At 68.6% G+C, this 23928-nt stretch carries 15 protein-coding genes; 3 read left to right on the top strand and 12 right to left on the bottom strand.

Annotation, left to right across the window (positions count from 1 at the left end; genetic code table 11):
• Window positions 1-37 precede the first annotated feature (37 nt).
• A complete protein-coding gene (locus ACLQ2S_RS08725; protein ID WP_155216523.1) occupies window positions 38-919 on the bottom strand; it encodes a bifunctional helix-turn-helix transcriptional regulator/GNAT family N-acetyltransferase in 882 nt (293 codons plus the stop codon).
• A gap of 303 nt (window positions 920-1222) precedes the next feature.
• Between ACLQ2S_RS08725 and ACLQ2S_RS08720 the strand changes: the two genes are divergently transcribed.
• Window positions 1223-3964, top strand: coding sequence for a beta-L-arabinofuranosidase domain-containing protein (locus tag ACLQ2S_RS08720; protein WP_425701481.1), 2742 nt, complete (start codon window positions 1223-1225; stop codon window positions 3962-3964).
• 88 nt (window positions 3965-4052) lie between these two features.
• Here ACLQ2S_RS08720 and ACLQ2S_RS08715 read toward each other — a convergent pair whose 3' ends face one another.
• On the bottom strand, window positions 4053-5042 hold the full coding sequence (locus tag ACLQ2S_RS08715; protein ID WP_196222510.1) for a LacI family DNA-binding transcriptional regulator: 990 nt from the start codon (window positions 5040-5042) through the stop codon (window positions 4053-4055).
• Window positions 5043-5621: 579 nt separating this feature from the next.
• On the opposite strand from ACLQ2S_RS08715, the gene ACLQ2S_RS08710 reads away from it, so the two are divergent.
• Window positions 5622-7274 (top strand): glycoside hydrolase family 27 protein, encoded by a 1653-nt coding sequence (locus tag ACLQ2S_RS08710; protein WP_425701480.1) that lies wholly within the window; start codon window positions 5622-5624, stop codon window positions 7272-7274.
• Entirely contained in the window at window positions 7271-9073 is a 1803-nt protein-coding gene (locus tag ACLQ2S_RS08705; RefSeq protein WP_425701479.1) for a family 43 glycosylhydrolase, read from the top strand. The genes ACLQ2S_RS08710 and ACLQ2S_RS08705 overlap by 4 nt, the downstream gene beginning before the upstream one ends.
• Window positions 9074-9587: 514 nt before the next feature.
• Here ACLQ2S_RS08705 and ACLQ2S_RS08700 read toward each other — a convergent pair.
• The 10 genes from ACLQ2S_RS08700 to mmsA all read right to left on the bottom strand — a co-directional run bounded on the left by ACLQ2S_RS08700 (window position 9588) and on the right by mmsA (window position 23883).
• Window positions 9588-11678 (bottom strand): RICIN domain-containing protein, encoded by a 2091-nt coding sequence (locus tag ACLQ2S_RS08700; RefSeq protein ID WP_155216531.1) that lies wholly within the window; start codon window positions 11676-11678, stop codon window positions 9588-9590.
• Window positions 11679-12034: 356 nt separating this feature from the next.
• Complete coding sequence (gene araA, locus ACLQ2S_RS08695) at window positions 12035-13537, bottom strand: L-arabinose isomerase (RefSeq protein WP_425701478.1); 1503 nt, start codon at window positions 13535-13537, stop codon at window positions 12035-12037.
• A 26-nt stretch (window positions 13538-13563) separates the two neighbouring features.
• Window positions 13564-14553, bottom strand: coding sequence for a galactofuranose ABC transporter, permease protein YjfF (gene yjfF, locus ACLQ2S_RS08690; protein ID WP_155216535.1), 990 nt, complete (start codon window positions 14551-14553; stop codon window positions 13564-13566).
• A gap of 76 nt (window positions 14554-14629) precedes the next feature.
• Window positions 14630-15703: an ABC transporter permease gene (locus ACLQ2S_RS08685; protein ID WP_155216538.1), complete on the bottom strand. Its 1074-nt coding sequence runs from the start codon at window positions 15701-15703 to the stop codon at window positions 14630-14632.
• Window positions 15700-17241, bottom strand: a complete 1542-nt coding sequence (locus ACLQ2S_RS08680; RefSeq protein ID WP_425701477.1) for a sugar ABC transporter ATP-binding protein — start codon at window positions 17239-17241, stop codon at window positions 15700-15702. Before ACLQ2S_RS08680 ends, ACLQ2S_RS08685 begins: the two co-directional genes overlap by 4 nt.
• Before the next feature lie 182 nt (window positions 17242-17423).
• Entirely contained in the window at window positions 17424-18425 is a 1002-nt protein-coding gene (locus ACLQ2S_RS08675) for an ABC transporter substrate-binding protein (protein WP_375335319.1), read from the bottom strand.
• A 124-nt stretch (window positions 18426-18549) separates the two neighbouring features.
• Window positions 18550-19242 carry an L-ribulose-5-phosphate 4-epimerase gene (locus tag ACLQ2S_RS08670; RefSeq protein ID WP_155216542.1) on the bottom strand — a complete coding sequence of 231 codons (693 nt, stop codon included), beginning with the start codon at window positions 19240-19242 and terminating at the stop codon, window positions 18550-18552.
• Window positions 19239-20903: a ribulokinase gene (araB, locus tag ACLQ2S_RS08665; RefSeq protein WP_155216544.1), complete on the bottom strand. Its 1665-nt coding sequence runs from the start codon at window positions 20901-20903 to the stop codon at window positions 19239-19241. Before araB ends, ACLQ2S_RS08670 begins: the two co-directional genes overlap by 4 nt.
• A gap of 218 nt (window positions 20904-21121) precedes the next feature.
• Complete coding sequence (mmsB, locus tag ACLQ2S_RS08660; RefSeq protein WP_155216546.1) at window positions 21122-22369, bottom strand: multiple monosaccharide ABC transporter permease; 1248 nt, start codon at window positions 22367-22369, stop codon at window positions 21122-21124.
• Window positions 22366-23883 carry a multiple monosaccharide ABC transporter ATP-binding protein gene (gene mmsA / locus ACLQ2S_RS08655; protein ID WP_305070130.1) on the bottom strand — a complete coding sequence of 506 codons (1518 nt, stop codon included), beginning with the start codon at window positions 23881-23883 and terminating at the stop codon, window positions 22366-22368. The genes mmsB and mmsA overlap by 4 nt, the downstream gene beginning before the upstream one ends.
• Between the last annotated feature and the right edge of the window lie 45 nt (window positions 23884-23928).

Below are 23928 nucleotides of genomic sequence, written 5' to 3'. Positions count from 1 at the left end.
TTCTTGACCACAAGCGGCCCCGATCCCGCTCGACCGGTCAGGTCAGCGATTTGGCGAACCAGTGGTGTGCGTACGGGTTGCGGTTGTAGGGCGGGATCTCCCGGTAACCCGACCTGCGATAGAGCTGGATCGCCTCGGTGAGGCTGCGGTTGGTGTCCAGCCGTACGCTGTCCGCCCCGGCGGCGGCCGCGTGCCGTTCCAGCTCGTCGAGCAGGCGACGGCCGACGCCGAGTCCCCGCACCGACGGCGACACCCACAGCCGCTTGATCTCGGCGGGCTCACCCGACGGCAACCGCACCGCGCCACAGCCCACCGCCTCGCTGCCGACGGTTGCCACCAGGAACAACCCGGCCGGCGGCACCACCTCGTGGTCGTCGACTCCGCTGCTGTCCGGGTCGAACCCCGAGTCGAACCGCGCCGCGAGTTCCCGCGCGTACGCCCGCAGGCAGGCGCGGGCGCCCGGCTCGCCCGGGTGACAGGGCTCGATGGCGACCAGCGACGCCATCAACAGGTGCTCGACCTCGGCCATGGCGGCGGTGAGTCGGGTCCGCTGGCCGTCGGTCAGTGGCGCCAGCATCGACCAGGCCAGGTCGTCGGAGCTGCGGTCGAGCAGCTCCCACTCGGCCCGACCGGCCTCGGTGAGGCGGGCGGTACGCACCCGCGCGTCCCCCTCGCCCGGCCCGACGACGACCAGGCCCGCTCCCTCCAGGGTGCGCAGCAGCCGGCTGAGATAGCCGGCGTCGAGATCGAGCCGCGTCCGCAGCGCCGCCACCTCGGCGCCCTCGGGACCGATCTCCCAGAGCAGCCGTGACTGCGCGAGCGGCCGGTCGCGGGCGAGGTAGCTGTCGTCCAGCGCGCCGACGCGCTGGGTCACGGTGCGGTTGAAACGCCGCACCACGTCGACGAGTGCACGATCCATAATTCCTGACTTTAGTCAGGAATTGCGTCGAGGGCAGCATCCCGGTCGGGAAATCCCAGCCCGAGCCCGCGAGTCACCGTCGGGTGCGTCCACGCGTCTTGCGAACGCGCCGACGTAGCGCGTATGTTAGCGATAACATCGATGGGCTTGGCATAAGCCGCCACCGCGACGAACACCCGCCGGGTCCGGTCGACGCGTGCCGCGCATCACACGTCGACGTCATCGCACAGTTCCTCGCCGTCCGGTCGGCCACCACCCCCACCGGGCCGGGCGGCGCTGCCCTCATGCCCCACGGAGGTCGTGATGCCCTACCCGTCCCTCAACCGTCGACACGTGCTCCGGGCCGCCGGCGCGGCGGCCGTCGCCGCGGCCGTCGGCCCCGCGCTGACCCATGGCATCGCCAGCGCGGCACTTCCCCCGGCCCGGCCCGACCTCGGCGTCTCCGCCTACCCCTTCGAGCCGGGCCAGGTGCGGTTGACCGCCAGTCGCTGGCTGGACAACCAGAACCGTACGGTCAACTACCTGCGCTTCGTCGACGTCAACCGGCTGCTCTACAACTTCCGCGCCAACCATCGACTCTCCACCGCCGGAGCCGCGGCACTCGGTGGTTGGGAGGCCCCCAACTTCCCGTTCCGTACCCACTCCCAGGGGCACTTCCTGAGCGCCTGGGCGTACACCTGGGCCGTGCTCGGCGACACCAGCTGTCGGGACAAGGCCAACTACATGGTGGCCGAGCTGGCCAAGTGCCAGGCCAACAACGCGGCGGCGGGCTTCAACACCGGTTACCTCAGCGGCTTCCCCGAGTCCGACTTCACGGCCGTGGAGAACCGCACCCTCAACAACGGCAACGTGCCGTACTACGCCATCCACAAGACCCTGGCCGGGTTGCTCGACGTGTGGCGGCTCATCGGCAACAACCAGGCACGCGACGTGCTGTTGGCCTTCGCCGGCTGGGTCGACTGGCGCACCGGCCGACTGACCTCCGCCCAGATGCAGGCGATGCTGGGCACCGAGTTCGGGGGCATGAACGCCGTACTGACCGACCTCTACCAGCAGACCGGCGACAGCCGGTGGCTGACCGCCGCCCAACGGTTCGACCACGCCGCCGTGTTCAACCCGCTCGCGAACAACACCGACCAGCTCAGCGGGCTGCACGCCAACACCCAGGTGCCGAAGTGGATCGGTGCCGCCCGGGAGTACAAGGCCACCGGCACCACCCGCTACCGGGACATCGCCAGCAACGCCTGGAACATGACGGTGAACGCGCACACCTACGTCATCGGCGGCAACAGCCAGGCCGAACACTTCCGGCCGCCCAACGCCATCGCCGGATACCTGCGCACCGACACCTGCGAGGCGTGCAACACGTACAACATGCTGAAGCTGACCCGGGAACTGTGGCTGCTGGACCCGAACCGGGTGGCGTACTTCGACTTCTACGAGCGGGCGCTGCTCAACCATCTCATCGGGGCGCAGAACCCGGCGGACAGCCACGGTCACATCACCTACTTCACGCCGCTGAATCCCGGTGGACGGCGAGGCGTGGGCCCGGCGTGGGGCGGCGGCACCTGGAGCACCGACTACAACTCCTTCTGGTGCTGCCAGGGCACTGCGCTGGAGAGCAACACCACGTTGATGGACTCGATCTACTTCCACAACGGCAACACCCTCACGGTGAACATGTTCATGCCCTCGGTGCTCGACTGGTCGCAGCGCGGCATCACGGTCACCCAGACCACCACCTACCCGGTCGGCGACACCACGACCCTCACCGTCACCGGTAACGTCAGCGGATCGTGGACGATGCGGATCCGCATCCCGGCCTGGACCCAGGGCGCGACGGTCAGCGTCAACGGCACCGCCCAGGACATCGCCACCACCCCGGGCACGTACGCGACGTTGACCCGGTCGTGGTCCTCCGGCGACACGGTGACCGTCCGGCTGCCGATGCGCGTGATCGTGGAGGCGGCCAACGACGACCCGAACGTGGTCGCCCTGACCTACGGCCCGGCGGTGCTCTCCGGCAACTACGGCAACACCGCGCTCTCCGCGCTGCCCGCCCTGGCCACCACCTCGGTCAACCGGACCAGCACCTCGGCGTTGACCTTCACCGCCACCGCCAACGGCTCGACGGTCAACCTGCTGCCGTTCTACGACGCGCACGGCCACAACTACACCGTCTACTGGAGCGCCAACGGCCAGTCGCCGGGCACCGGTACGGCGACGTTCCGGCTCGCCAACGCCGCCAGTGGCCTGGTGCTCGGCATCGAGAACATGTCGACCACCGACGGGGCGCCGGCGTTGCAGTGGGGCGACAACGGCACCGCCGACCACGACTGGCACCTCGTCGTCGACGGCAACGCGGTCAAGTTCCGCAACGCCCACAGCGCCAAGGTGCTCGGCGTACAGAACATGTCGACCGCCGACAACGCGCAGGTGCTGCAATGGTCGGACACCGGCACGGCCGACCACCGATGGACGATCGTGGACGTCGGCGACGGAACACACAAGATCCGTAACGGGCACACGGGCAAGCTGCTCGCCGTGCTCAACAACTCCACCGCCCAGGGTGCCCGGGTGGTCCAGGACCCGGACAACGGCACGCCGGACAACCAGTGGCGGTTCGTGCCCAACGGGGCCCGCCGGATCCAGAACCTGGCCACCGGTCTCGTCCTGGGCGTGCAGAACATGTCCACCGCCGACGGTGGCCTGGTGATCCAGTGGGGTGACAACGGCACCGCCGACCACCTCTGGACCGCGATCGTGGACGGCGGTTTCCTGCGCCTGCGCAACTCGCACAGCGGCAAGGTGCTGGGCGTGGAGAACGGCAGCAGCGGTAACGGCGCGCGGGTGGTGCAGTGGGCCGACAACGGGGCGGCCAGCAACCGGTGGCGGTTGCGGTACGCCGCGAACGGCTACTTCCGGATCCAGTCCGCCAACGGCGGACGGGTGCTCGGCGTCACCGGCGCCTCGTCCAGCCAGGGGGCCCAGATCGTGCTCTGGGACGACAACGGTGCCGCCGACCACCGCTGGCGCTTCATCTGACCCCTGACCCCTGACCAGTTGATCAAGAGGTTTTGGTCGCGATCCGGGCCGGACGCGACCAAAACCTCTTGATCAACTCACTCGGTCGTCAGCGACGGGGAGGTGGGGCGACGCTTCGGCGCGCCACCAGGGTCGGCGCGACGGTCTCGCGCAGCGCGCCGCCGCTGACCGACTCGATCTGGGTGAGCAGCATCTCCAGGCTCGCCCGTGCCACCGCGCCGAAGTCCGGCCGTACGGTGGTCAGCGGCGGGATGAAGTAGGCAGCCTCCGGCACGTCGTCGAAGCCGACCACGCTGATGTCGTCCGGCACCCGTCGACCGTGCTCGTGCAGGGCCCGCAGCACCCCGAGAGCCAGGTGGTCGTTGGCGGTGAAGACCGCGGTGACGTCCGGCATCCGCGCCAGCATCTGTCCGCACCGGTACCCGGCCGCCGCGGACCAGTCCGCCGGCACCAGCGGCGGGACCTCCGCGCCGGCTGCGGTCAGCGCTTCCCGCCAGCCCTCGATGCGCCCGGCGCTGTCGAACCAGTCCGACGGACCGGAGACGTGCCAGACCGTGGGGTGACCGGCGTCGAGCAGGTGCTGGGTGGCGGCCCGTGCCCCGGCCGCCTGATCCACCGTCACCAGCGGCATCGGCCGGTGGGGGTCCCCGTCCACGGTCACCAGCGGCACGTCCTTGGGCAGTCGCTCCAGCGCCTCGCCTGCCGACTCCACCGGTGCGATCACCACGATGCCGGCGACCCGGTGAGCCAGGTGCCGCTCGACCACCGCGGATATCGACCGATGGTCGAGGTCACGCACACTGCCCACGCTGACCGCGAAGCCGGACTCCGCGGCGGCCTGTTCCAGCGCGGCCAGCAGCGAGGCGGGACCGTAGAGGGTGGTGTTCTGTGCCACCACCCCGATCACTTGCGAACGCCCGGTGACCAACGCGCGGGCCGCCCGGTTCGGCCGGTAGCCCAACTCCGCGATGGCCGCCTGGACACGCAGGCGGGTCTGCTCGCGCACGTTCGGATGACCGTTCAGCACCCGTGAGACCGTTTGATGGGACACACCGGCGAGGCGGGCCACGTCCGTCATCGCAGGATCGCGTACGGCCATCTCACACTCCCCGCAATCCAGTCGCTCGCCGCAGCCCGTCGGCGATGACTGGCACGGCTCAGTACAAAGATCCCCTCGCGCGGTGCCCACACCGGCCCGTGCCGTCCGGGTGGAGAGCGCTAGATCACGCACAGTCTAGCGCCAGCAACCGATCCGGTGGCCGCCGCCCCGACCGAGTCGAGTCGACATTTCCTCCGACGCGCTCTGTTAGCGGTCACACTCGCCTTTGTCGTGCTCGGTCGGCCGTCCGCGCGGGGCCTGACGAGAGTGCGCGTACCGGACCGCCCAGACAATTTACAGGCATTGATGATAGCGATAACATTCCTGTCATCGGAACGGCACCTGTCGGCAACGCCGGGGCTGCCCCGTCCAGGCCCGAAACAGCGCGACGATCCGGTGCCACCCGGGGGTCGCGTCGGCCCCGGACGAGCGCGCGAGTGAGCGCGGCGGGGTGTCCGGGCTCCACCAACACAGCTCCACGGCCGCACCCCCGCCGACGCCGCCTGACCGGCGACCGGTGGCCGCACCGATCACCGCACCGACAAGGAGGAATTCAACGTGCGTAGCGCAAGAAGGTGGCTGACCGCCGCCCTCGGCATCCTGGCGGTGACGCTCACCGCGAGCTTCGCCGACGGGGTCGTCTCCCCCAAGCCGGCCCAGGCGCTCAACAACGGCGTGGCCCGCACCCCGCCGATGGGCTGGAACACCTGGAACACGTTCGGCTGCAACATCAACGAGACTCTCATCCGCCAGATGGCCGACGCGATCGTCGACCACGGTCTGCGCGACCTCGGCTACAAGTACGTCGTCGTCGACGACTGCTGGTTCAACCCAAACCGGGACGCGCAGGGCAACCTCCAGGCCCACCCGCAGCGGTTCCCCAGCGGCATGAAGGCCCTCGGCGACTACCTGCACTCGCGCGGCCTGCTGTTCGGCATCTACCAGGTCCCGCTGGACCGCACCTGCGCGCAGTACTTCAACTCCTTCCCCGGCGCCACCGGCAGCCTTGGCCACGAGTACCAGGACGCCCGGCAGTTCGCCGCCTGGGGCGTGGACTACCTCAAGTACGACTGGTGCTCCCCCACCGGGACCATCAACGACCAGGTGGCGCGGTTCAGCATCATGCGTGACGCATTGGCGGCCACCGGCCGGCCGATCGTCTACAGCATCAACTCGAACAGCATCCACGAGAAGACCGGGCCGCAGCGCAACTGGAGCGACGTGGCGAACCTCTGGCGCACCACCGAGGACATCACCAACACCTGGGACAGCGGTCAGACCAACGGCTACCCGATGGGTATCCAGAACATCGTCAACGTCAACGTGCCGCTGGCCGGCTACGCCGGACCGGGCGGATTCAACGACCCGGACATGCTGGAGGTCGGCAACGGTGGCATGAACGACACCGAGATGCGCAGCCACTTCGCCCTGTGGGCGATCATGGCGGCCCCGCTGATGATGGGCAACGACCTGCGCTCGGCCAGCACGGCGACCCTGAACATCCTGCGCAACCAGCACCTGGTCGCGATCAACCAGGATCCGCTGGCCTTGCAGGCCGTCCAGATCTCGCACGACGGCACCCGCCGGGTCCTGGCCAAGCGTCTGGCCAACGGAGACGTCGCGGTCGCCCTGTTCAACCAGGGCAACTCCACCACGACGGTCTCCACCACGGCGGCGGCGATCGGCAAGACCGGCAGCTCGTTCACCCTGCTCGACGCATGGACCAACAACACCTCCACCACCACCGGGACCATTTCCGCGAGCGTCCCGGCGCACGGCACGGTGGTGTACCGGGTCAGCGGTGGCGACACCACCGACCCGCCGCTCCCGACCACCTTCCGGTTGCGCAGCGAGGCGTCCGGGCGTTGCCTCGACCTCGACAACTCCAACACCGCCAACGGCACCGGCACCCTGATCTGGGACTGCCACGGCAACCCCAACCAGCAGATCAGCCAGGAGGGCCAGTCGCTGCGGATCCTCGGTAAGTGCCTGGACGTGCCGACGAACGCGGCCAACGGCACCCGGGTGCAGATCTGGGACTGCCACGGCGGCACCAACCAACAGTGGACGTTCAACGGCAACGGCACGGTGAGCAGCGTCCGCTTCCCGTCACTGTGTCTGGACGTCAACGGCGCCGGCACGGCCAACGGCACCGCGGTGATCCTGTGGTCCTGCCACGGCAACGCCAACCAACGGTGGAGCCGGGCATGACAACCGCTCGTACCACGGCGCGGCGGATCGTCGCCGCGCTCGCGACCCTGGCCTGCACGCTCGCCCTGCTACCCGGTACCGCGCGGGCGGACAACCCGATCGTGCAGCACATCTACACCGCCGACCCGGCGCCCATGCTGCACAACGGCCGGATCTATCTCTACACCGGCCACGACGAGGACGGCTCCACCTACTTCACCATGCGCGACTGGCGGGTCTTCTCCTCGGCGGACATGGTGAACTGGACCGACCACGGCACGCCGATGAGCCTGTCGACCTTCGCCTGGGCGGACGCCAACGCGTGGGCCGGGCACGTCATCGCCCGGAACGGGAAGTTCTACTGGTACGTGCCGGTCCGGCAACGCTCGAACGGCCAGATGGTCATCGGGGTGGGGGTCGCGGACAGCCCGACCGGGCCGTTCCGCGACGCGCTCGGCCGCCCACTCGTCGGCAACGGCGAGATCGATCCGCACGCGTTCATCGACGACGACGGTCAGGCGTACCTGTACTGGGGCAACCCGAACCTGTGGTACGTCCGGCTCAACTCCGACATGATCTCGTACTCCGGCAGCCCGACCCAGATTCCGCTCACCACCGCGGGATTCGGTACCCGGACCGGTAACGCCAGTCGGCCCACCCTCTACGAGGAGGGGCCGTGGGTCTACAAGCGGAACGGGCTCTACTACAACGTGTTCGCGGCGGAGTGCTGCTCGGAGTTCATCGGCTACTCGACGGCACCCGGCCCGACCGGTCCGTGGACGTACCGGGGAACGGTCATGCCCCGGCAGGGCTCCAGCTTCACCAACCACCCGGGGGTGATCGACTTCGCCGGTGGGTCGTACTTCTTCTACCACAACGGGGCGCTACCCGGCGGTGGCGGCTACACCCGTTCGGTCGCGGTGGAGAAGTTCACCTACAACTCGAACGGGACCATCCCCACCATCAACATGACCACCACCGGGGCTCCGCAGGTCGGCACGTTGAACCCGTACGTGCGCCAGGAGGCCGAGACGATCGCCTGGGGGTCCGGCATCGAGACCGAGCCGTCCAGCGAGGGTGGCATGAACGTCGGCTGGATCGACAACGGCGACTACATCAAGGTGAAGGGGGTCGCCTTCGGCAACGGCGCGACCAGCTTCTCCGCGCGGGTCGCCTCGGCGACCAGCGGTGGCCGCATCGAGATCCGACTGGACAGCGCCAGCGGCCCGATCGTCGGCACCTGCACGGTGTCCGGTACCGGTGGTTGGCAGAACTGGACGACCACCAGCTGCGGGGTCAGCGGAGCCACCGGTACGCGCGATCTGTACCTGCGCTTCACCGGCGGCAGCGGCAACCTGTTCAACGTCGACTGGTGGCAGTTCGCCGGCAACGGCAGTGCCCCCACGGCGTACCGGATCATCAACCGCAACAGCGGACAGGTCGTCGACGTGCAGCAGCCCAACCTCGACAATCTCGCGGTGATCGGCCAGTGGAGCAGCAACGGCAACCCCTGGCAGCAGTGGCGCTTCCTCGACGTCGGCAACGGCAACGTACGGCTGCAGAGCGTGCACAGCGGCAAGTGTGTCGACGTGCGTGACGTCTCCACGGCCGACGGCGCACAGATCATCCAGTACACCTGCCATGACGGCCTGAACCAGGTGTTCAGCTGGCGGTCGACCGGCGACGGCTACTACCAGTTGGTCAACGTCAACAGCAACAAGTGCCTGAACGTGGTCGGCGGTTCCACCGCTCCCGGCGCCGCCCTGGAGCAGCGGACGTGCAGTTCGGCGTCCAGTATGCAGTGGACCCGCGCCACCTGACCGGTAGCGCGCGAACGGGTGCCGGGTGGGAGTTTCCCACCCGGCACCCGTGTTTCGGGCGTCGACACTGACCCGGTCACCCGCGCCCGAGGTCCGGCCTGCCGCCCGCTGGACGCGGAGCCCGTCCCGACCGCCACGTCACGGCCGGGTCCGTCGGCCCCGAAGCGGGGGCGGGGCGGGCAGCCCAGCGGATCCCGGGGGTACGGGCGGCCTCGCGGTTGCGGGTACGGGCGATGCGGACCCGGCGGCCGGACGGCCGCAGCCCGGGCGGCCTCCGCCAGGTCCAGGCGATTAATCTCCGGCTCCGGACGGTCTGCTCCGGCTGCGGTGACGCGGTGCAGTGGTCGGTCTGCTCCGGCTGCGGTGGGCGGTGCAGTGGCGATGTGTACGAGGCGGTGTCCGACGGTCCGTGGACGCACAGAAGGGGCCTGTCGTCCGCTCGGCGGGCAGACGACAGGCCCCGGCCGGTGGGTGACCGGCCCGGCGATCCCGCGCCGGGCCGGTCACCGCCGTGTCACGGCGTGCTCAACTCGAACCGGCGGACCGTCACCGAACCGCCCAGCGCCTGGGTGGCGTGGTTGAAGATGGCGAACCGGTATCCCATGAAGAACGTCCAGTTGTTGTTCAGCGTGAGGGCGTTGCCCAGCGGGACGAAGTTGACCCCGTCGGTGCTGTACGAGAAGCGCGCCTGCCGACCGGAGCCGGGCCGGATGTCGGCGTTGGCCCGCAGCCAGATCCGCCCGCCGGAGACCGGTGCACTGGCGATCTCGCTGCCGGTGCTGGTGGTGTCCCAGTTGCTGTTCATGTTCAGCCCGTTGGTCATGACCACCCGGGTGTTCCCGTTGTCCCGCCGTACGCCGATCCACGCCGAGACGTCACGCAGCATGGCCAGGCCGGTGCGGTCACCGTCTCGCATCGTCGAGTAGTCGATCTCGACGGTGCCGGTCGAGGTCGGGCCCTGGATGCGGTGGGTGATGGTGTTGCGTGCCTGGTAGAGGTCGTTGGTCACGCTGGCGGTCTCCAGCCGCAGGCCGTTGTTCACCGACCAGCGACTGTTGTCCGGGTTGTGGTTCCACTCCCACTGCGGGCCGAGGGTGGTGCCGGCGAACGTGTCGGCACCGGTGAGCGGCTTGACCGGGCGCAGCGGCAGCGGGTTCGGGTAGTTGACCCCCCAGGCGCCGTTGACCGTCTGCACCTGCGGCCAACCGTCGGCGGTCCAGGTGATCGGTGCGAGCGTCGGCACCCGACCGCCCGGGTACGCGTCGGTGAAGGCCATGTAGTACCAGGAACCGTTCGGCAGCTGCACCAGGCCGCCCTGGTGGGGCACCCCGCCGCCGGAGATCGGGCCCTGCATGTTGAGCAGCACCTGGCGCTGCTCGTAGGGGCCGAAGGGACCGTTCGTGGACTTGAGGACGTACTGGCCGTTGGCCGGGCGGGTCAGCCAGATGTAGTAGGCGCCGTTGCGCTTGTAGAAGCGCGCGCCCTCCAGGGTGCCGATGTTCGACGGGGTTTGGTAGACCTGCTGGGCCCGGACCTGGCTGCGACCGTCGGCGGAGAGCTGCGCGACGCTGATGGTGCCGTTGCCGTACGCGATGTACATGGTGTCGTTGTCGTCGATCAGCATCCCCGCGTCGTAGTAGCACTGCGGCAGGGTGGCGTGCCGGCTCCAGGTGCCGTCGACGGCCGTTGCGGTGTAGATGTGCGTCTGGGCGAAGTTGATGCACCCGGCCCAGTAGTAGGTCTGGTTGCTCGGTCGGTAGTTCAGCGTGGAGGCCCAGATGCCCTCCACGTACGCCTGTTGCCCGCTGGGCAGGTCGTACTTGGTGCCGAAGTCCAGTCGGGGTACCGAGTGCCCGGCGAACTCCCAGTTGACCAGGTCGTACGAGCGCAGGATCGGGGCACCGGGCGAGTAGTGCATGGTGGAGGCGGTCATGTAGTACACCTCGCCGACCCGGATGACCTCGACGTCGGCGAAGTCCTGCCAGACGACCGGGTTGGTGAACGTGCCACTGGGCGGCGGGTTGTCGTCGCCACCGCCGACCTGCACCAGTTGCCACTGCTGGTTGGCCCCGCCCCAGTCGTCGTACTGCACGATGTTGCCGCCGTCGGCGGTCGAGGCGTTCTGCACCTCCAGCACCTTGTTGGAGTTGCGGTTGATCAGCCGGACGTAGCCGCCGGCCGAGTCGGCCAACCGGAACTGCTGGTTGGTCCCGTTGTGGTCGCTCCACTGCACGATCGACGCGCCGTTGGCGGTGGAGAAGTTGTACACGTCGAGCACCTTGCCCGAGTGCCGGGAACGCAGCCGGTAATAGCCGCCGCCGGAGTCGACGAACTGCCACTGCTGCCAGGCGCCGTTGTTACGCGACCACTGGGTTATCCGCGCGCCGTCGTTCGTGGCCTGGTTGTAGACGTCGAGCACCTTGCCACTGTTGCGGTTGACCAACACGTACCACGCGTTGGTGTCGACCGTTGCCGCGACTGCGGGTGTCGGCGCCACCGCTGCGAGGGAACCACCCACCACCATCGCCGCCAGGATGGCGACCGCACGCGACAGCAGGCCGCGTCGGCTTGGCCTGGTCCGTGGGACCTCACCATTGGCAACCATGATCCTCCTTCAGGATGCGAGCAGAACGAACAATGGGACGGTCTCTGCGGCAACGCCAGCCAGTTCCATCGCGGCGTGTGATCGCTAACATGACCGCTCTGCCCAAGGGAGAGATCAATAGACCCACCAGCTTCAGGACGTGCCCGGTCCCGGACGGCCACAGATATCGCCCGTCTTCACTATGACTGTGAGCGATAACACGGCCTTCGTCAAGACGTAACATCGACGACCAACGGTCCCCGGCCGGCGGGGGTGGCGCGCCGGCCGGGGACCGTTGCCGCCCGCAGCAGCGGGCAGCCGCCAACGCGGCGTCCGGGCCAGGTGCGCCCGGCACGCCACGCGGCGTCGAGGGACGGTCAGAAACCCCGGGCGAGCCGGTAGTACGCCTGGTTCCAGCGCAACTCGTCGGCGAACCGCCGGGGCTTGGTGTCGGCGTCGATGACGACGAGTTCGGTCCGGCTCATCTCGGCGAGGTCGTGCAGCTCCTCCACGCCCACCGCCTGGGACAGCACGGTGTGGTGCGGAGCGCCCGCGGTGATCCACGCCTCGGCCGAAACGGGCAGGTCCGGACGGGGCCGCCAGACCGCCCGGGCCACCGGCAGGCGGCGCAGCGGCTGCGGCGGAGCGACCACGTCGATCTCGTTGGCCACCAGGCGGAACCGCTCGCCCATGTCGGCCAGGCCGAGCACCACAGCCGGCCCCGGCGCGGCGTCGAAGACCAACCGGACCGGGTCCTCACGACCACCGATGCTCAGCGGATGAATTTCCACATTCGGCACCTCACCGGCGATCGAGGGACACACCTCGAGCATGTGGGCACCGAGCACCAGTTCCTGTCCGGGGGTCAGGTCGTAGGTGTAGTCCTCCATGAAGGAGGTCCCACCCTCGGTGCCGACGGCCATCGCCTTGAGGGTGTGCACCAGCACCGAGGTCTTCCAGTCCCCCTCACCACCGAAGCCGTAGCCGTCGGCCATCAGGCGCTGCACCGCGATACCGGGCAGCTGACGCAGCCCGCCCAGGTCCTCGAAGTTGGTGGTGAAGGCACGGAAGCCACCGGCGTCCAGGAACGTACGCAGACCCAGCTCAAGCCGGGCCGCGTACCGCAGCGAGTCGTGCCGCTCACCGCCGGGCCGCAGTTCGGCGGCGACCCGGAAGGTGTCGTCGTACTCCTTGACCAGGTCGTCGATCTGCGCATCGGCCACCTCGTCGACCACCCGCACCAGGTCGTTGACGCCGTAGGTGTTCACCGAGACCCCGAAGCGCAGCTCCGCCTCGACCTTGTCCCCCTCGGTCACGGCCACGTCGCGCATGTTGTCGCCGAATCGCGCCAGCCGCAACGAGCGCATGGCCGACCAGCCGAGCGCCGCCCGGGTCCAGGCGCCGACGCGAGCCACCACGCGCGGATCGGAGACGTGCCCGGCGACCGTCTTACGGGCCACCCCGAGGCGGGTCTGGATGAACCCGAACTCCCGGTCGCCGTGCGCGGCCTGGTTCAGGTTCATGAAGTCCATGTCGATGTCGTCCCACGGCAGCAGGACGTTCGCCTGGGTGTGCAGGTGCAGCAACGGGGTCTGCAACGCGTCCAGGCCCGAGATCCACATCTTCGCCGGCGAGAAGGTGTGCATCCAGGCGATCACCCCGACCGCCCCCTGCGTCGCGGCATCCCGGCAGATCCGCAGGATGTCGGCGCTGGTGGTCAGGACCGGCTTCCAGACCACCCGGGCGGGAATGTGCGGCGATTCGTCGAGCAGAGCGGCGATCTGACGGGACTGGTCGGCTACCTGCCGGAGCGTGTCCTCGCCGTACATTGCCTGGCTTCCGGTGAGGAACCAGACCTCGGGTTCAGGGTGTGTTGCCATGGGGTTGCCTTCCGCGAGAGGGGCGGTCACTTGTGGCGGATGCCGATGAGGCGCTGGAGCAGGATGAACGCGAAGAGCAGGCCTCCGATCACGATCTTGGTCCACCAGGAGTTGAGGCTGCCGTCGAAGGTGATCAAGGTCTGGATCACGCCGAGCACCAGCACACCCAGCACCGTGCCGAAGATGTATCCCGAACCACCGGTGAGCACGGTGCCACCGATGACCACGGCCGCGATCACGTCCAGCTCCATACCGATGGCGATCAGCGGGGCACCGGAGAGCGTGTAGAACGACAACAGGATCCCGCCGATCGCCGCGCACAGACCGCTGATGGTGTAGACGGCGATCCGGGTACGCCCCAACGGCAGCCCCATCAGCAGCGCCGACTGGGGGTTGCCCCCGATCGCGTAGACGTTGCGCCCCAGACGCGTGTACGCCAGCACGTACGCGGCGATCAGCACCACCGCGAACGCGATCAACACGCTGATCGAGACGAAGTTGCCGCGCGGATCACCGATCCGGTGCTGCGACATCGTGGTCCAGAACCCGTCGGTGATCGGAATCGACGCGTTGCTGATGAACGTGCACATGCCACGGGCGAAGAACATCCCGGCCAAGGTGACGATGAAGGGTTGGATGTCGAAGAAGTGGATCGCACAGCCCATCAGGAACCCGAGCGTCGGCCCGATGAGCAGCGCGATCACCAGCACCAACGCCGCCGGCAGGCCGGATTGCAGCAACCAGGCCGAGACCATCGCGGTCATCGCCGCCACCGAACCGACCGACAGGTCGATCCCACCGGTGAGGATCACGAAGGTCATCCCGACGGCGATGACCAGCAAGAAACCGTTATCGATGAAGACATTGAAAATTACCTGGATGTTCGAGAAGGCCCGGTACTGGGACACACCGATGCCGTACATCACCAGCAGCAGCGCCAGGGTCGCCAACACCGGCATGTGCTGCCGGGGCACCTTGGCCCACCTCGGAACCCTGCTCAAAGCCGTCGTACTCATGCCAGCACTCCGCTTCGCTCCGTGCCGTCATGAGGCACCACCACACTGAGCCGATGATTCGCTCGCTGACGCTCACTCATGCTGTCACCTGCTCCTTCTGGGGCTGCGGTGCCGACGGCGTCGGTGGCGGAGTCCCGCGCCGTCGACGGCGGAACTTGGCCCGGAAGGCGGGCGCCTGGATGAGACAGACGGCGATGACGACTACCGCTTTGAACAGCAGCGCCGTCTGCGGTGAGATGTTCATGGCGTACACCGTGGTGGTCAGGGTCTGGATGATCAGCGCGCCGACGATCGTGCCGCTGAGGTAGAACCGGCCACCGGCGAGCGAGGTGCCGCCGATGACCACCGCGAGGATCGCGTCGAGTTCCACCCACAGGCCGGTGTTGTTGCCGTCGGCGCTGGAGACGTTGGCGGTCATCATGAACCCGGCGATCGCGGCGCAGGCAGCGCTGACGACGTAGACCAGGAAGACGATCCGACCCGATCGGATGCCGGCCAGCCGGCTGGCCTCCCGGTTGCCGCCCACCGACTCGACGATCATGCCGAGCGCGGTGCGGCGGGTGAACGCCGCCACCAGCAGCGCCGCGGCCAGCGCGATGAAGATCGCCAGGGGCAGGGTCAGCAGGTGCCCCAACCCGATCGCCCGGTACGGGCCGGAGTTGATGGTGATGATCTGCCCTTCGGCGATCAGCTGTGCGAGGCCGCGACCGGCCACCATCAGGATGAGCGTGGCGATGATCGGTTGGATGCCGATGACGGAGACCAGCACGCCGTTCCAGGCGCCGAGCACCAGCGCGACCCCGAGCGCCATCGCGAGCGCGGTCAGGACGGTGACCAGGTTGTTCTGGTCCGGTGCCCGGCTGATGTAGAGGCAGGCGATGGCGCCGCTGATCGCACAGAGCGAGCCGACCGACAGGTCGATGCCGCCGGTGGAGATGACCAGGGTCATGCCCAGCCCGACCAGGATCAGCGGGGCGCTCAGCCGCAGGATGTCGATCGGGGTGCCGTAGAGGTGCCCGTTGTTCACCTCGATGGCGAGGAACCCCGGACGGTAGATGGTGTTCGCCGCCAACATGGCCACGAGCACGGCGACCGGCCAGAACAGTCGGTGCCCGAGCAGGGGACGGAAGCGGTTCCCGGCGTCGCTCATCGGTTCGCCTCCTCACGTGCGGTGCCGCTGGCGATGGTCTGCATGACGAGGTCGGCGTCCACAGTGTCGTCGTTGTCGAGGTGGGCGACCAGTTCCCGGTCGCGCATCACCGCGATCTTGTGACTGAGGCGGAGGACCTCCTCCAACTCGGCGGAGATGAACAGCACCGCCATGCCACCGTCGGACAGCTGCACCACCAGCTTCTGGATCTCGGCCTTCGCGCCGATGTCGATGCCCCGGGTCGGCTCGTCGAGGATCAGCAGCCGTGGCTCGGTGATCAGCCAACGGGCCAGCAGGACCTTCTGCTGGTTGCCGCCGGAGAGGTTGCGTACCGGCATCTCCGGGTTGGCCGGGCGGATGCTCAACGCCTTGATGTACCGGTCGACCAGTTCGTCCTGGCGGCGGCGCGGAATCGGACGCAGCCAACCGCGAGCGGCCTGCATGGCCAGGATCATGTTCTCCCGGACCGACAGGTCGGCGATGATCCCCTCGGTGCGGCGGTTCTCCGAACAGAAGCCGATGCCGTGGTCGATGGCCTGCACCGGGTTACGCAGACCCGTCCGGGTGCCGTTCACCTCGATCTCGCCACGGTCGGCCCGGTCCGCGCCGAACAGCAGCCGCGCCACCTCGGTACGCCCGGAGCCGAGCAGCCCGGCCAGGCCGACCACCTCACCGGCGTGGATGGTCAGGCTGAACGGGGCGACCGCGCCCCGACGACCGAGCTTCGACACCTGGACGAACGGCGTGCCGCGTTCGATGGCCGCCAACTCGGGCCGGGGCTGCTCCTCGATGCCTTCGAGGACGTCGAGTTCCTTACCGATCATCTTCTCGACCAGCGCGAGCTGCGGCAGCTCGGCGGTCGGGTACTCCCCCACCAGCGTGCCGTTGCGCAGCACGGTGATCCGGTCCGCGATGCCGTAGACCTGGTCGAGGAAGTGGGTCACGAAGAGGATGGCGATGCCCTCGTCACGCAGCTGCCGCATGATGCGGAACAGTTGCGCGACCTCACCGGCGTCCAGGCTGGACGTCGGTTCGTCCAGGATCAGCACCCGGGCCTGCACGTCGATCGCCCGGGCGATCGCGACCATCTGCTGCACGGCCAGCGAGAAACTCGCCACCGGCGCGGTGACGTCGATGTCGAGATCCAGCCGGGCCAGCAGCTGTCGGGCCCGCCGCCGGACCTCGCCCCAGCGGACGGCACCGAACCTGCGCGGCTCCCGCCCGATGAAGATGTTCTCCGCCACGGACAGGTTCGGACAGAGGTTGACCTCCTGGTAGACCGTGCTGACCCCGGCCGCGGCGGCCTGCATCGGTCCGTTGAAGGCCACCTGCTCGCCGTCGAGGGTGACGCTGCCCTCGTCGATGCCGTAGACGCCCGTCAACACCTTGATCAGGGTCGATTTACCGGCGCCGTTCTCGCCCATCAGGGCGTGCACCTCGCCAGGGAAGAGCCGGAAGTCGACATTGTGGAGTGCGCGCACCCCGGGAAAGGACTTGCTGATCCCGGTCATCGTCAGGACCGGACGACTATCCGTCATCCCATCGATCCTCTTCTAATTTTTATGGATGCGGAAGGGCCAGTTATCCCGGCACGCCGCCCGGACCGGCCTGCGGGCCGGCCGGACGGCGTGGCGCGGGATGTCGGACCAGACGCCCAGCCCGTCCGGGAATGGGCGACGCGGTGGGGCCACCACCTCACGTGCGGCGGCCCCGCGCGTCATCAGTACTTACGGTTGGGCAGGGCCTCCTTGGCCTGCTCCTGCGTGAAGGTGGTCTCCTCGGTCTCGATCCGCGGCGGCACCTCCTCGCCGGCGTGCACCTTCTTGGCCAGGTCCATCAGCTGTGGGCCGAGCAGCGGGCTGCACTCCGCGATGAAGTTGAACTTGCCGTCGGCCAGGGCCTGCATGCCGTCCTTGACCGCGTCGATCGTGATGATGGTGATGTCCTTACCGGGCTCCTTGCCAGCCGCGGTGATCGCCTCCAGCGCGCCCAGGCCCATGTCGTCGTTGTGCGCGAAGAGCACGTCGATCTTCGGGTGAGCCTTCAGGAACTGCTCCATCACCTGCTTGCCGCCAGCCCGGGTGAAGTCGCCGGACTGGGAGGCAATGATCTTCAGCTTGGGGTCGGCGGCGATCGCCTCGGCGAAGCCCTTCTTCCGGTCGTTGGCCGGGGCCGAGCCGGTGGTGCCCTGCAACTCGACGATGTTCACGTCGCCGGTCGCGTCCTTCTTGTTCTCCACCAGCCACTCGCCGGAGAGCCGGCCTTCCTTGACGAAGTCCGAGCCGAGGAAGGTCTTGTAGAGCGACGTGTCGGCCGAGTCCACCGCGCGGTCGGTCAGGATGACCGGGATACCGGCGTCCTTGGCCTCCTTGAGGACGGTGTCCCAGCCGGACTCCACCACCGGCGAGAAGGCGATCACGTCCACCTTCTGCTGGATGTAGTTGCGGATCGCCTTGATCTGGTTTTCCTGCTTCTGCTGCGCGTCGTCGAACTTCAGCTCGATCCCGGCCTCCGCCGCCGCCTCCTTGATGGAGTTGGTGTTGGCCGTACGCCAGCCGCTCTCCGCGCCGACCTGGGAGAAGCCCAGGACGAGCTTGCCGTCGTCGCCGCCGTCGCCGCCGGTGTCGCTGTTGCCGCAGGCCGCCACGCCGCCGGCGAGCAGCACGGCAGCGACGACCGCCATGGCGCGCCGACGCGCCATGGGCATTCGCATGTTCCTCATCGGATCTCCTCGGGTGGGGGTGCGGTTGTTCTCGCCGGCTGCGGAGGTACGGAAGCGGCCAGCGCTGGTGGTGCGATCCTGTGCGTCGGTTGGTACCAACAGCCCCGGTCGGACCGGGACCGGTTCAGGACTTCGCCGAAGGCGAAGATCGTTGGCCGTAGACGTTCTGGTAGCGGTCGTAGAGGGCGTCGATGTCGGCCTGCGCCATCGGCACCGGTTGCCCGAGCGCGCGCGCCAGGTGCGCGGTTCGGGCGACGTCCTCACACATCACCGCGGCCTTGACCGCGGCACGGGCGTTGGGCCCGATGGTGAAGACGCCGTGGTTGCGCATCAGCACTGCGGGCGAACGGTGCCCGGTGAGCGTGCTGACGATCCCCTTGCCGATGTCGTCGCCACCGATCAGGGCGAACGGGCCCACCGGGATCTCCCCGCCGAACTCGTCGGCCTGCGCGGTCAGATGGCACGGGATCGACTCACCCCGCGCCGCCCAGGCGGTGGCGTACGAGCTGTGGGTGTGCACGACACCTCCCACCTCGGGCATGGCGCGGTAGACATAGGCGTGCGCCGCGGTGTCGCTCGACGGCGACAACTCCCCCTCCACCGGGTTGCCGTCGAGGTCGCAGAGCACCATGTTGTCGGCCGACAGGTCGTCGTAGTCGACGCCACTCGGCTTGATGATCATGAGGTCCTGGCCGGGAACCCGCGCGGAGACGTTGCCGGCCGTCCAGGCGACCAGGCCGTACCGGGTCAGTTCCCCGTGCAGCCGGGCCACGCTCTCGCGCAGCTCGCTGATCTGGCGGGACACGTCGACGGTCATGCGAACACCTCCTGGGGCGAGGACTCCACGGCGGCGTTACGGATCGCGCGCAGCCGCAGCATCACGTCGTTGGCACCGCGACCGAAGTGGTCGTGCAGCGCCCGGTACTCGGCGTAGAGGGCGTCGTACGCGCGAACCCGGTCCGGGTCCGGCTGGTAGACCGCCGCCGCTATCCGACCCATCGCCTGCGACGCGGCGTGGATGGACGGATGGGCACCGGCGGCCACGGCGGCGTGGATCGCCGAGCCGAGCGCCGGGCCCTGTGCGGAGCCGATGATCCCCAACGGTCGGTTGGTGACGTCGGCGTAGATCTGCATCAGCAGCTTGTTCGAGGTGAGACCACCGGCGATCACCAGGTCGTCGACCGGCACCCCGGCCTCGACGAACGCCTCGATGATCATCCTGGTGCCGTACGCCGTCGCCTCCAGCAGCGCCCGGTAGATGTCCTCCGGCCGGGTGGCCAGGGTCATCCCGACGATCAGCCCGCTGAGGTCGTGGTTGACCAGCAGCGACCGGTTGCCGTTCCACCAGTCGAGGGCGATCAGGCCGTGCGCGCCGACGGGCTGGGCGGCGGCCAACTCGGTGAGTCGCTCGTGCGAGTCGACCCCGGCGGGGGCGGCGTGCTTGACGAACCAGCCGAAGATGTCGCCGACGCCGCTCTGCCCGGCCTCGTAGCCCCAGGCTCCGGAGCTGATGCCACCGTCGACCACACCGCACATCCCGGCCACCTCGGCGGGCTGGGTGCCGTTGACCACGTGGCAGGTCGACGTCCCCATGATCGCCACCAGCCGGCCCGGGTCGAGCGCCTGGGCGGCGGCGGCGGTGACGTGCGCGTCGACGTTGCCGACCGCGACGGCGATCCCCTCCGGCAGCCCGGTCCAGGCCGCGGCACGGGCGGTCAGTCCACCCGCACGAGCGGCGAGGGGCATCAGCGGGCCGTCCAGCTTGGACACGAAGTCGCCGAAGTCGGGGTTGAGCGCGGTGAGGTAGTCCGTCGAGGGGTAGCGGCCGTCCTGGTGGATGCCCTTGTAGCCGGCGGTGCAGACGTTGCGGGTCTCGACGCCGCACAACTGCCAGACGATCCAGTCCGCGGCCTCGATGAACCGCTCGGCCCGCTGGTAGATCTCGGGATCTTCCTCCAGGATCTGCAGGCCCTTGGCGAACTGCCACTCGGCCGAGATCTTGCCGCCGTAGCGACCGATCCAGGGCTCCGCCCGCTCGTGGGCCAGCGCGTTGATCCGGTCGGCGTGCGGCTGGGCGGCGTGGTGCTTCCAGAGCTTCACCCAGGCGTGCGGACGCTGACGCAGTTCCGGCACCTCGCACAGCGGCGTACCGTCGGCCAGCGTCGGCAGCACGGTGCAGGCGGTGAAGTCGATGCCGATGCCGACGACGTCGTTCGGGTCGACCCCGGCGGCGGCCACCGCGGCCGGCACCGCCTGGCGCAGCACCTCGCGGTAGTCCTCCGGATCCTGCAACGCCCAGTCCGGCGGCAGCGGCGTGCCTCCGTCCGGCAGCGCTGAGCTGATCACCGCGTTGCGGTACTCGTGCACCGCGGTTCCCAGCTCGGCACCATCACGGACGCGGACCACCAGAGCCCGCCCCGAAAGGGTGCCGTAGTCGACGCCGACGACGTACTTGTCGCCTGCTGCCACACCGCTCATCTTCACCTCCGGCCGATGACGGACCTCAGTGTTAACGCTCACATCCGATGTCGTCAAGACACCCCCCGGCAACAGCTCCGTAACGGACTGCATGGTCGCAGGCCCACCCGCCGGTCGGCTACCCCGCGCTACCGCGTCGCCTCGCCTCCGGCACCTCTTCGCCCTGCTCAGGCCGGCTGCCCCGGTGGAGAAACCGGCAGCGCGAACCTTGGCCACGGTCAGCGGCTCGCGCCCGCTCGACGCTTGTTGTAGACGTCGAAGGCCACGGCGACCAGCAGCACGAGCCCCTTGACGACCGACTGCAACGACTGGTCCACACCCATCAGCTGCATGCCGTTGCTCATCACGGCCATGATGAGTCCACCCACCATCGCCCCGACGACGGTCCCGACGCCGCCGGTGACCGCCGCACCGCCGATGAACGCCGCCGCGATCGCGTCGAGTTCGAACATGTTGCCCGCCGCGGGCTGCGCTCCGTTGGAGCGGGAGGAGAAGATGATGCCGGCCACCGCGGACAGGAAGCCCATGTTGACGAAGATCCAGAAGTTGACGGTGCGGACCTTCACCCCGGACAGCATCGCCGCGGAGAGGTTGCCACCGATCGCGTAGACCTGTCGACCGAAGACCGTGCGCCGGGTGAGCAGCCCGTAGACGAGCACCAGGGCGGCCAGGATGATCAGCACGATCGGCAGGCCCCGCGCGTGGGCCAGTTGCCAGGCGAACCACATCACCACGGCGCCGACCAGCGCCATCCGGGCGACGAACAGCGCGAACGACTCGACGGGCTGCTGGTAGCGGACCCGGGCCGACCGGGTGCGGAAGCAACTCACCACGTAGCCGGCCACCGCGATGCCGCCGATGAGCAGGGTGAAGGCGTCATAGCCGTCACCACCGATCAGGCCGTTGAGGAACCCGGCGGCGATCCGGTTGTACTCGGCCGGGAACGGCGACAGCGAGATGTTGTCCAGCACCCGCAGGGTGAGGCCACGGAACAGCAGCATGCCCGCGAGGGTCACGATGAAGGCCGGGATGCCGACGTACGCCACCCAGAAGCCGTGCCAGGCACCGACCGCGAGTCCCACCACCAGGGCGGCCAGCACGCCGACCCACCACGGTTGCCCCTGCCGGATGACGACCACGGCGGAGACCGCGCCGGTCAGCGCCACCACCGAGCCCACCGACAGGTCGATGTGCCCGCCGATGATCACGATGACCATGCCGATGGCGAGGACCAGGATGTAGGAGTACTGCAGGACGATGTTGGTGATGTTGCCCGGGCTCAGCGAGAGACCGTCGGTCAGGAACGCGAACAGGGCGACGATGACGACGAGGGCGACGAAGATGCCGCTCTGCCGCAGGTTGTTCATGATCAGCGTACGTGGGTCGCTGGTGCCGGCGTGCAGTGCCGCGGCGGGAGCGCTCTCGGTCGGCCTCTTACCCACCGAGGAGGGCCTGGTGCTGGTCATCCGACGCTTTCCTTGTCCTTCGCCATGAGTTCCATGAGCTTCTCCTGGGTCGCTTCAGCGACCGGCACCTCGCCGGTGATGCGACCCGCCGACAACGTGTAGATGCGGTCACACATGCCGAGCAGCTCCGGCAGTTCGGAGGAGATGATGATGACGGCCTTGCCGTCGGCCACCAGCCGGTTGATGATCGTGTAGATCTCGAACTTCGCCCCGACGTCGATGCCCCGGGTCGGCTCGTCCAGGATCAGCACGTCGGGATCGGTGAACAGCCACTTCGACAGGACGACCTTCTGCTGGTTGCCACCGGAGAGCTTGCCCACCACCGACATCACGCTCGGCGCCTTGATGTTCATGTCGCGCCGACTGGTCTCGGCGACCTTGATCTCCTCGTTGTCGTGCACCCAGCCCAACCGGGCGAGTCGACGCAGTCCGGCCGCCGAGACGTTGCGCCGGATGTCCTCGATGAGGTTCAGCCCGAAGCGTTTGCGGTCCTCCGTCGCGTACGCGATGCCGTTGCGGATGGCCTCCGCGACGGTGCGCGCCCGGACCTCGCGGCCGTGCACGAACAACCGGCCGGTGATGTCCCGACCGTACGAGCGCCCGAAGACGCTCATCGCCAGTTCGGTACGTCCGGCGCCCATCAGCCCGGCGATACCGACCACCTCACCGGCGCGCACGTTCAGGCTCGCGCCGTCGACGACCAGGCGGTCCTGGGTCGGGTGCCGCACCGACCAGTTCTCGATCCGCAGCACCTCCTCGCCCGGCGTGGAGACCCGGTCGGGGTAGAAGCTGTTCAGGTCGCGGCCGACCATGCCCCGGATGATCCGTTCCTGGGTCACCTCGCCGGCGGCCACGTCGAGCCGTTCCACCGTCCGCCCGTCGCGCAGCACCGTGGTGGAGTCGGCGATCGCGGTGATCTCGTTGAGCTTGTGCGAGATCATGATGCAGGTGATGCCCTCGTCGCGCAGGCGGCGCATCAGGTCGAGCAGGTGGGCCGAGTCGACGTCGTTGAGCGCCGCGGTCGGCTCGTCGAGGATGAGCAGCCGGACCTTCTTGGAGATGGCCTTGGCGATCTCCACCAGTTGCTGCTTGCCGACGCCGAGCTGCACCACCGGGGTCACCGGGTTCTCGGCCAACCCCACCGAGGCGAGCAGCTTCGCCGCCTCGGCGTTGGTGCGGTTCCAGTCGATCAGCCCACCGGGCCCGCGTTGCTCGTTGCCGAGGAAGATGTTCTCGGCGATCGACAGGTACGGCACCAGGGCGAGTTCCTGGTGGATGATGACGATGCCCTGGCTCTCGCTGTCCCGGATGCCCCGGAAGTGCACCGGTTCGCCGTCGAGCAGGATCTCGCCGTCGTAGCTGCCGGACGGGTAGACCCCTGACAGCACCTTCATCAGGGTGGACTTGCCGGCGCCGTTCTCCCCGCAGATGGCGTGGATCTCCCCACGGCGTACGGCGAGGTTGACGTCCTGGAGCGCCGCCACGCCCGGGAAGGTCTTGGTGATGCTACGCATCTCGAGGATGTTGTCGTTGGTAGGCACCATCCTGAGCCTCCGGAT

It is taken from the genome of Micromonospora sp. DT48 (assembly GCF_049844495.1).
In the GTDB taxonomy this organism is placed as follows: Bacteria; Actinomycetota; Actinomycetes; order Mycobacteriales; family Micromonosporaceae; genus Micromonospora.
Note: the sequence above shows the minus strand (reverse complement) of the source record. Positions and strands in the feature narration are given on the sequence as shown.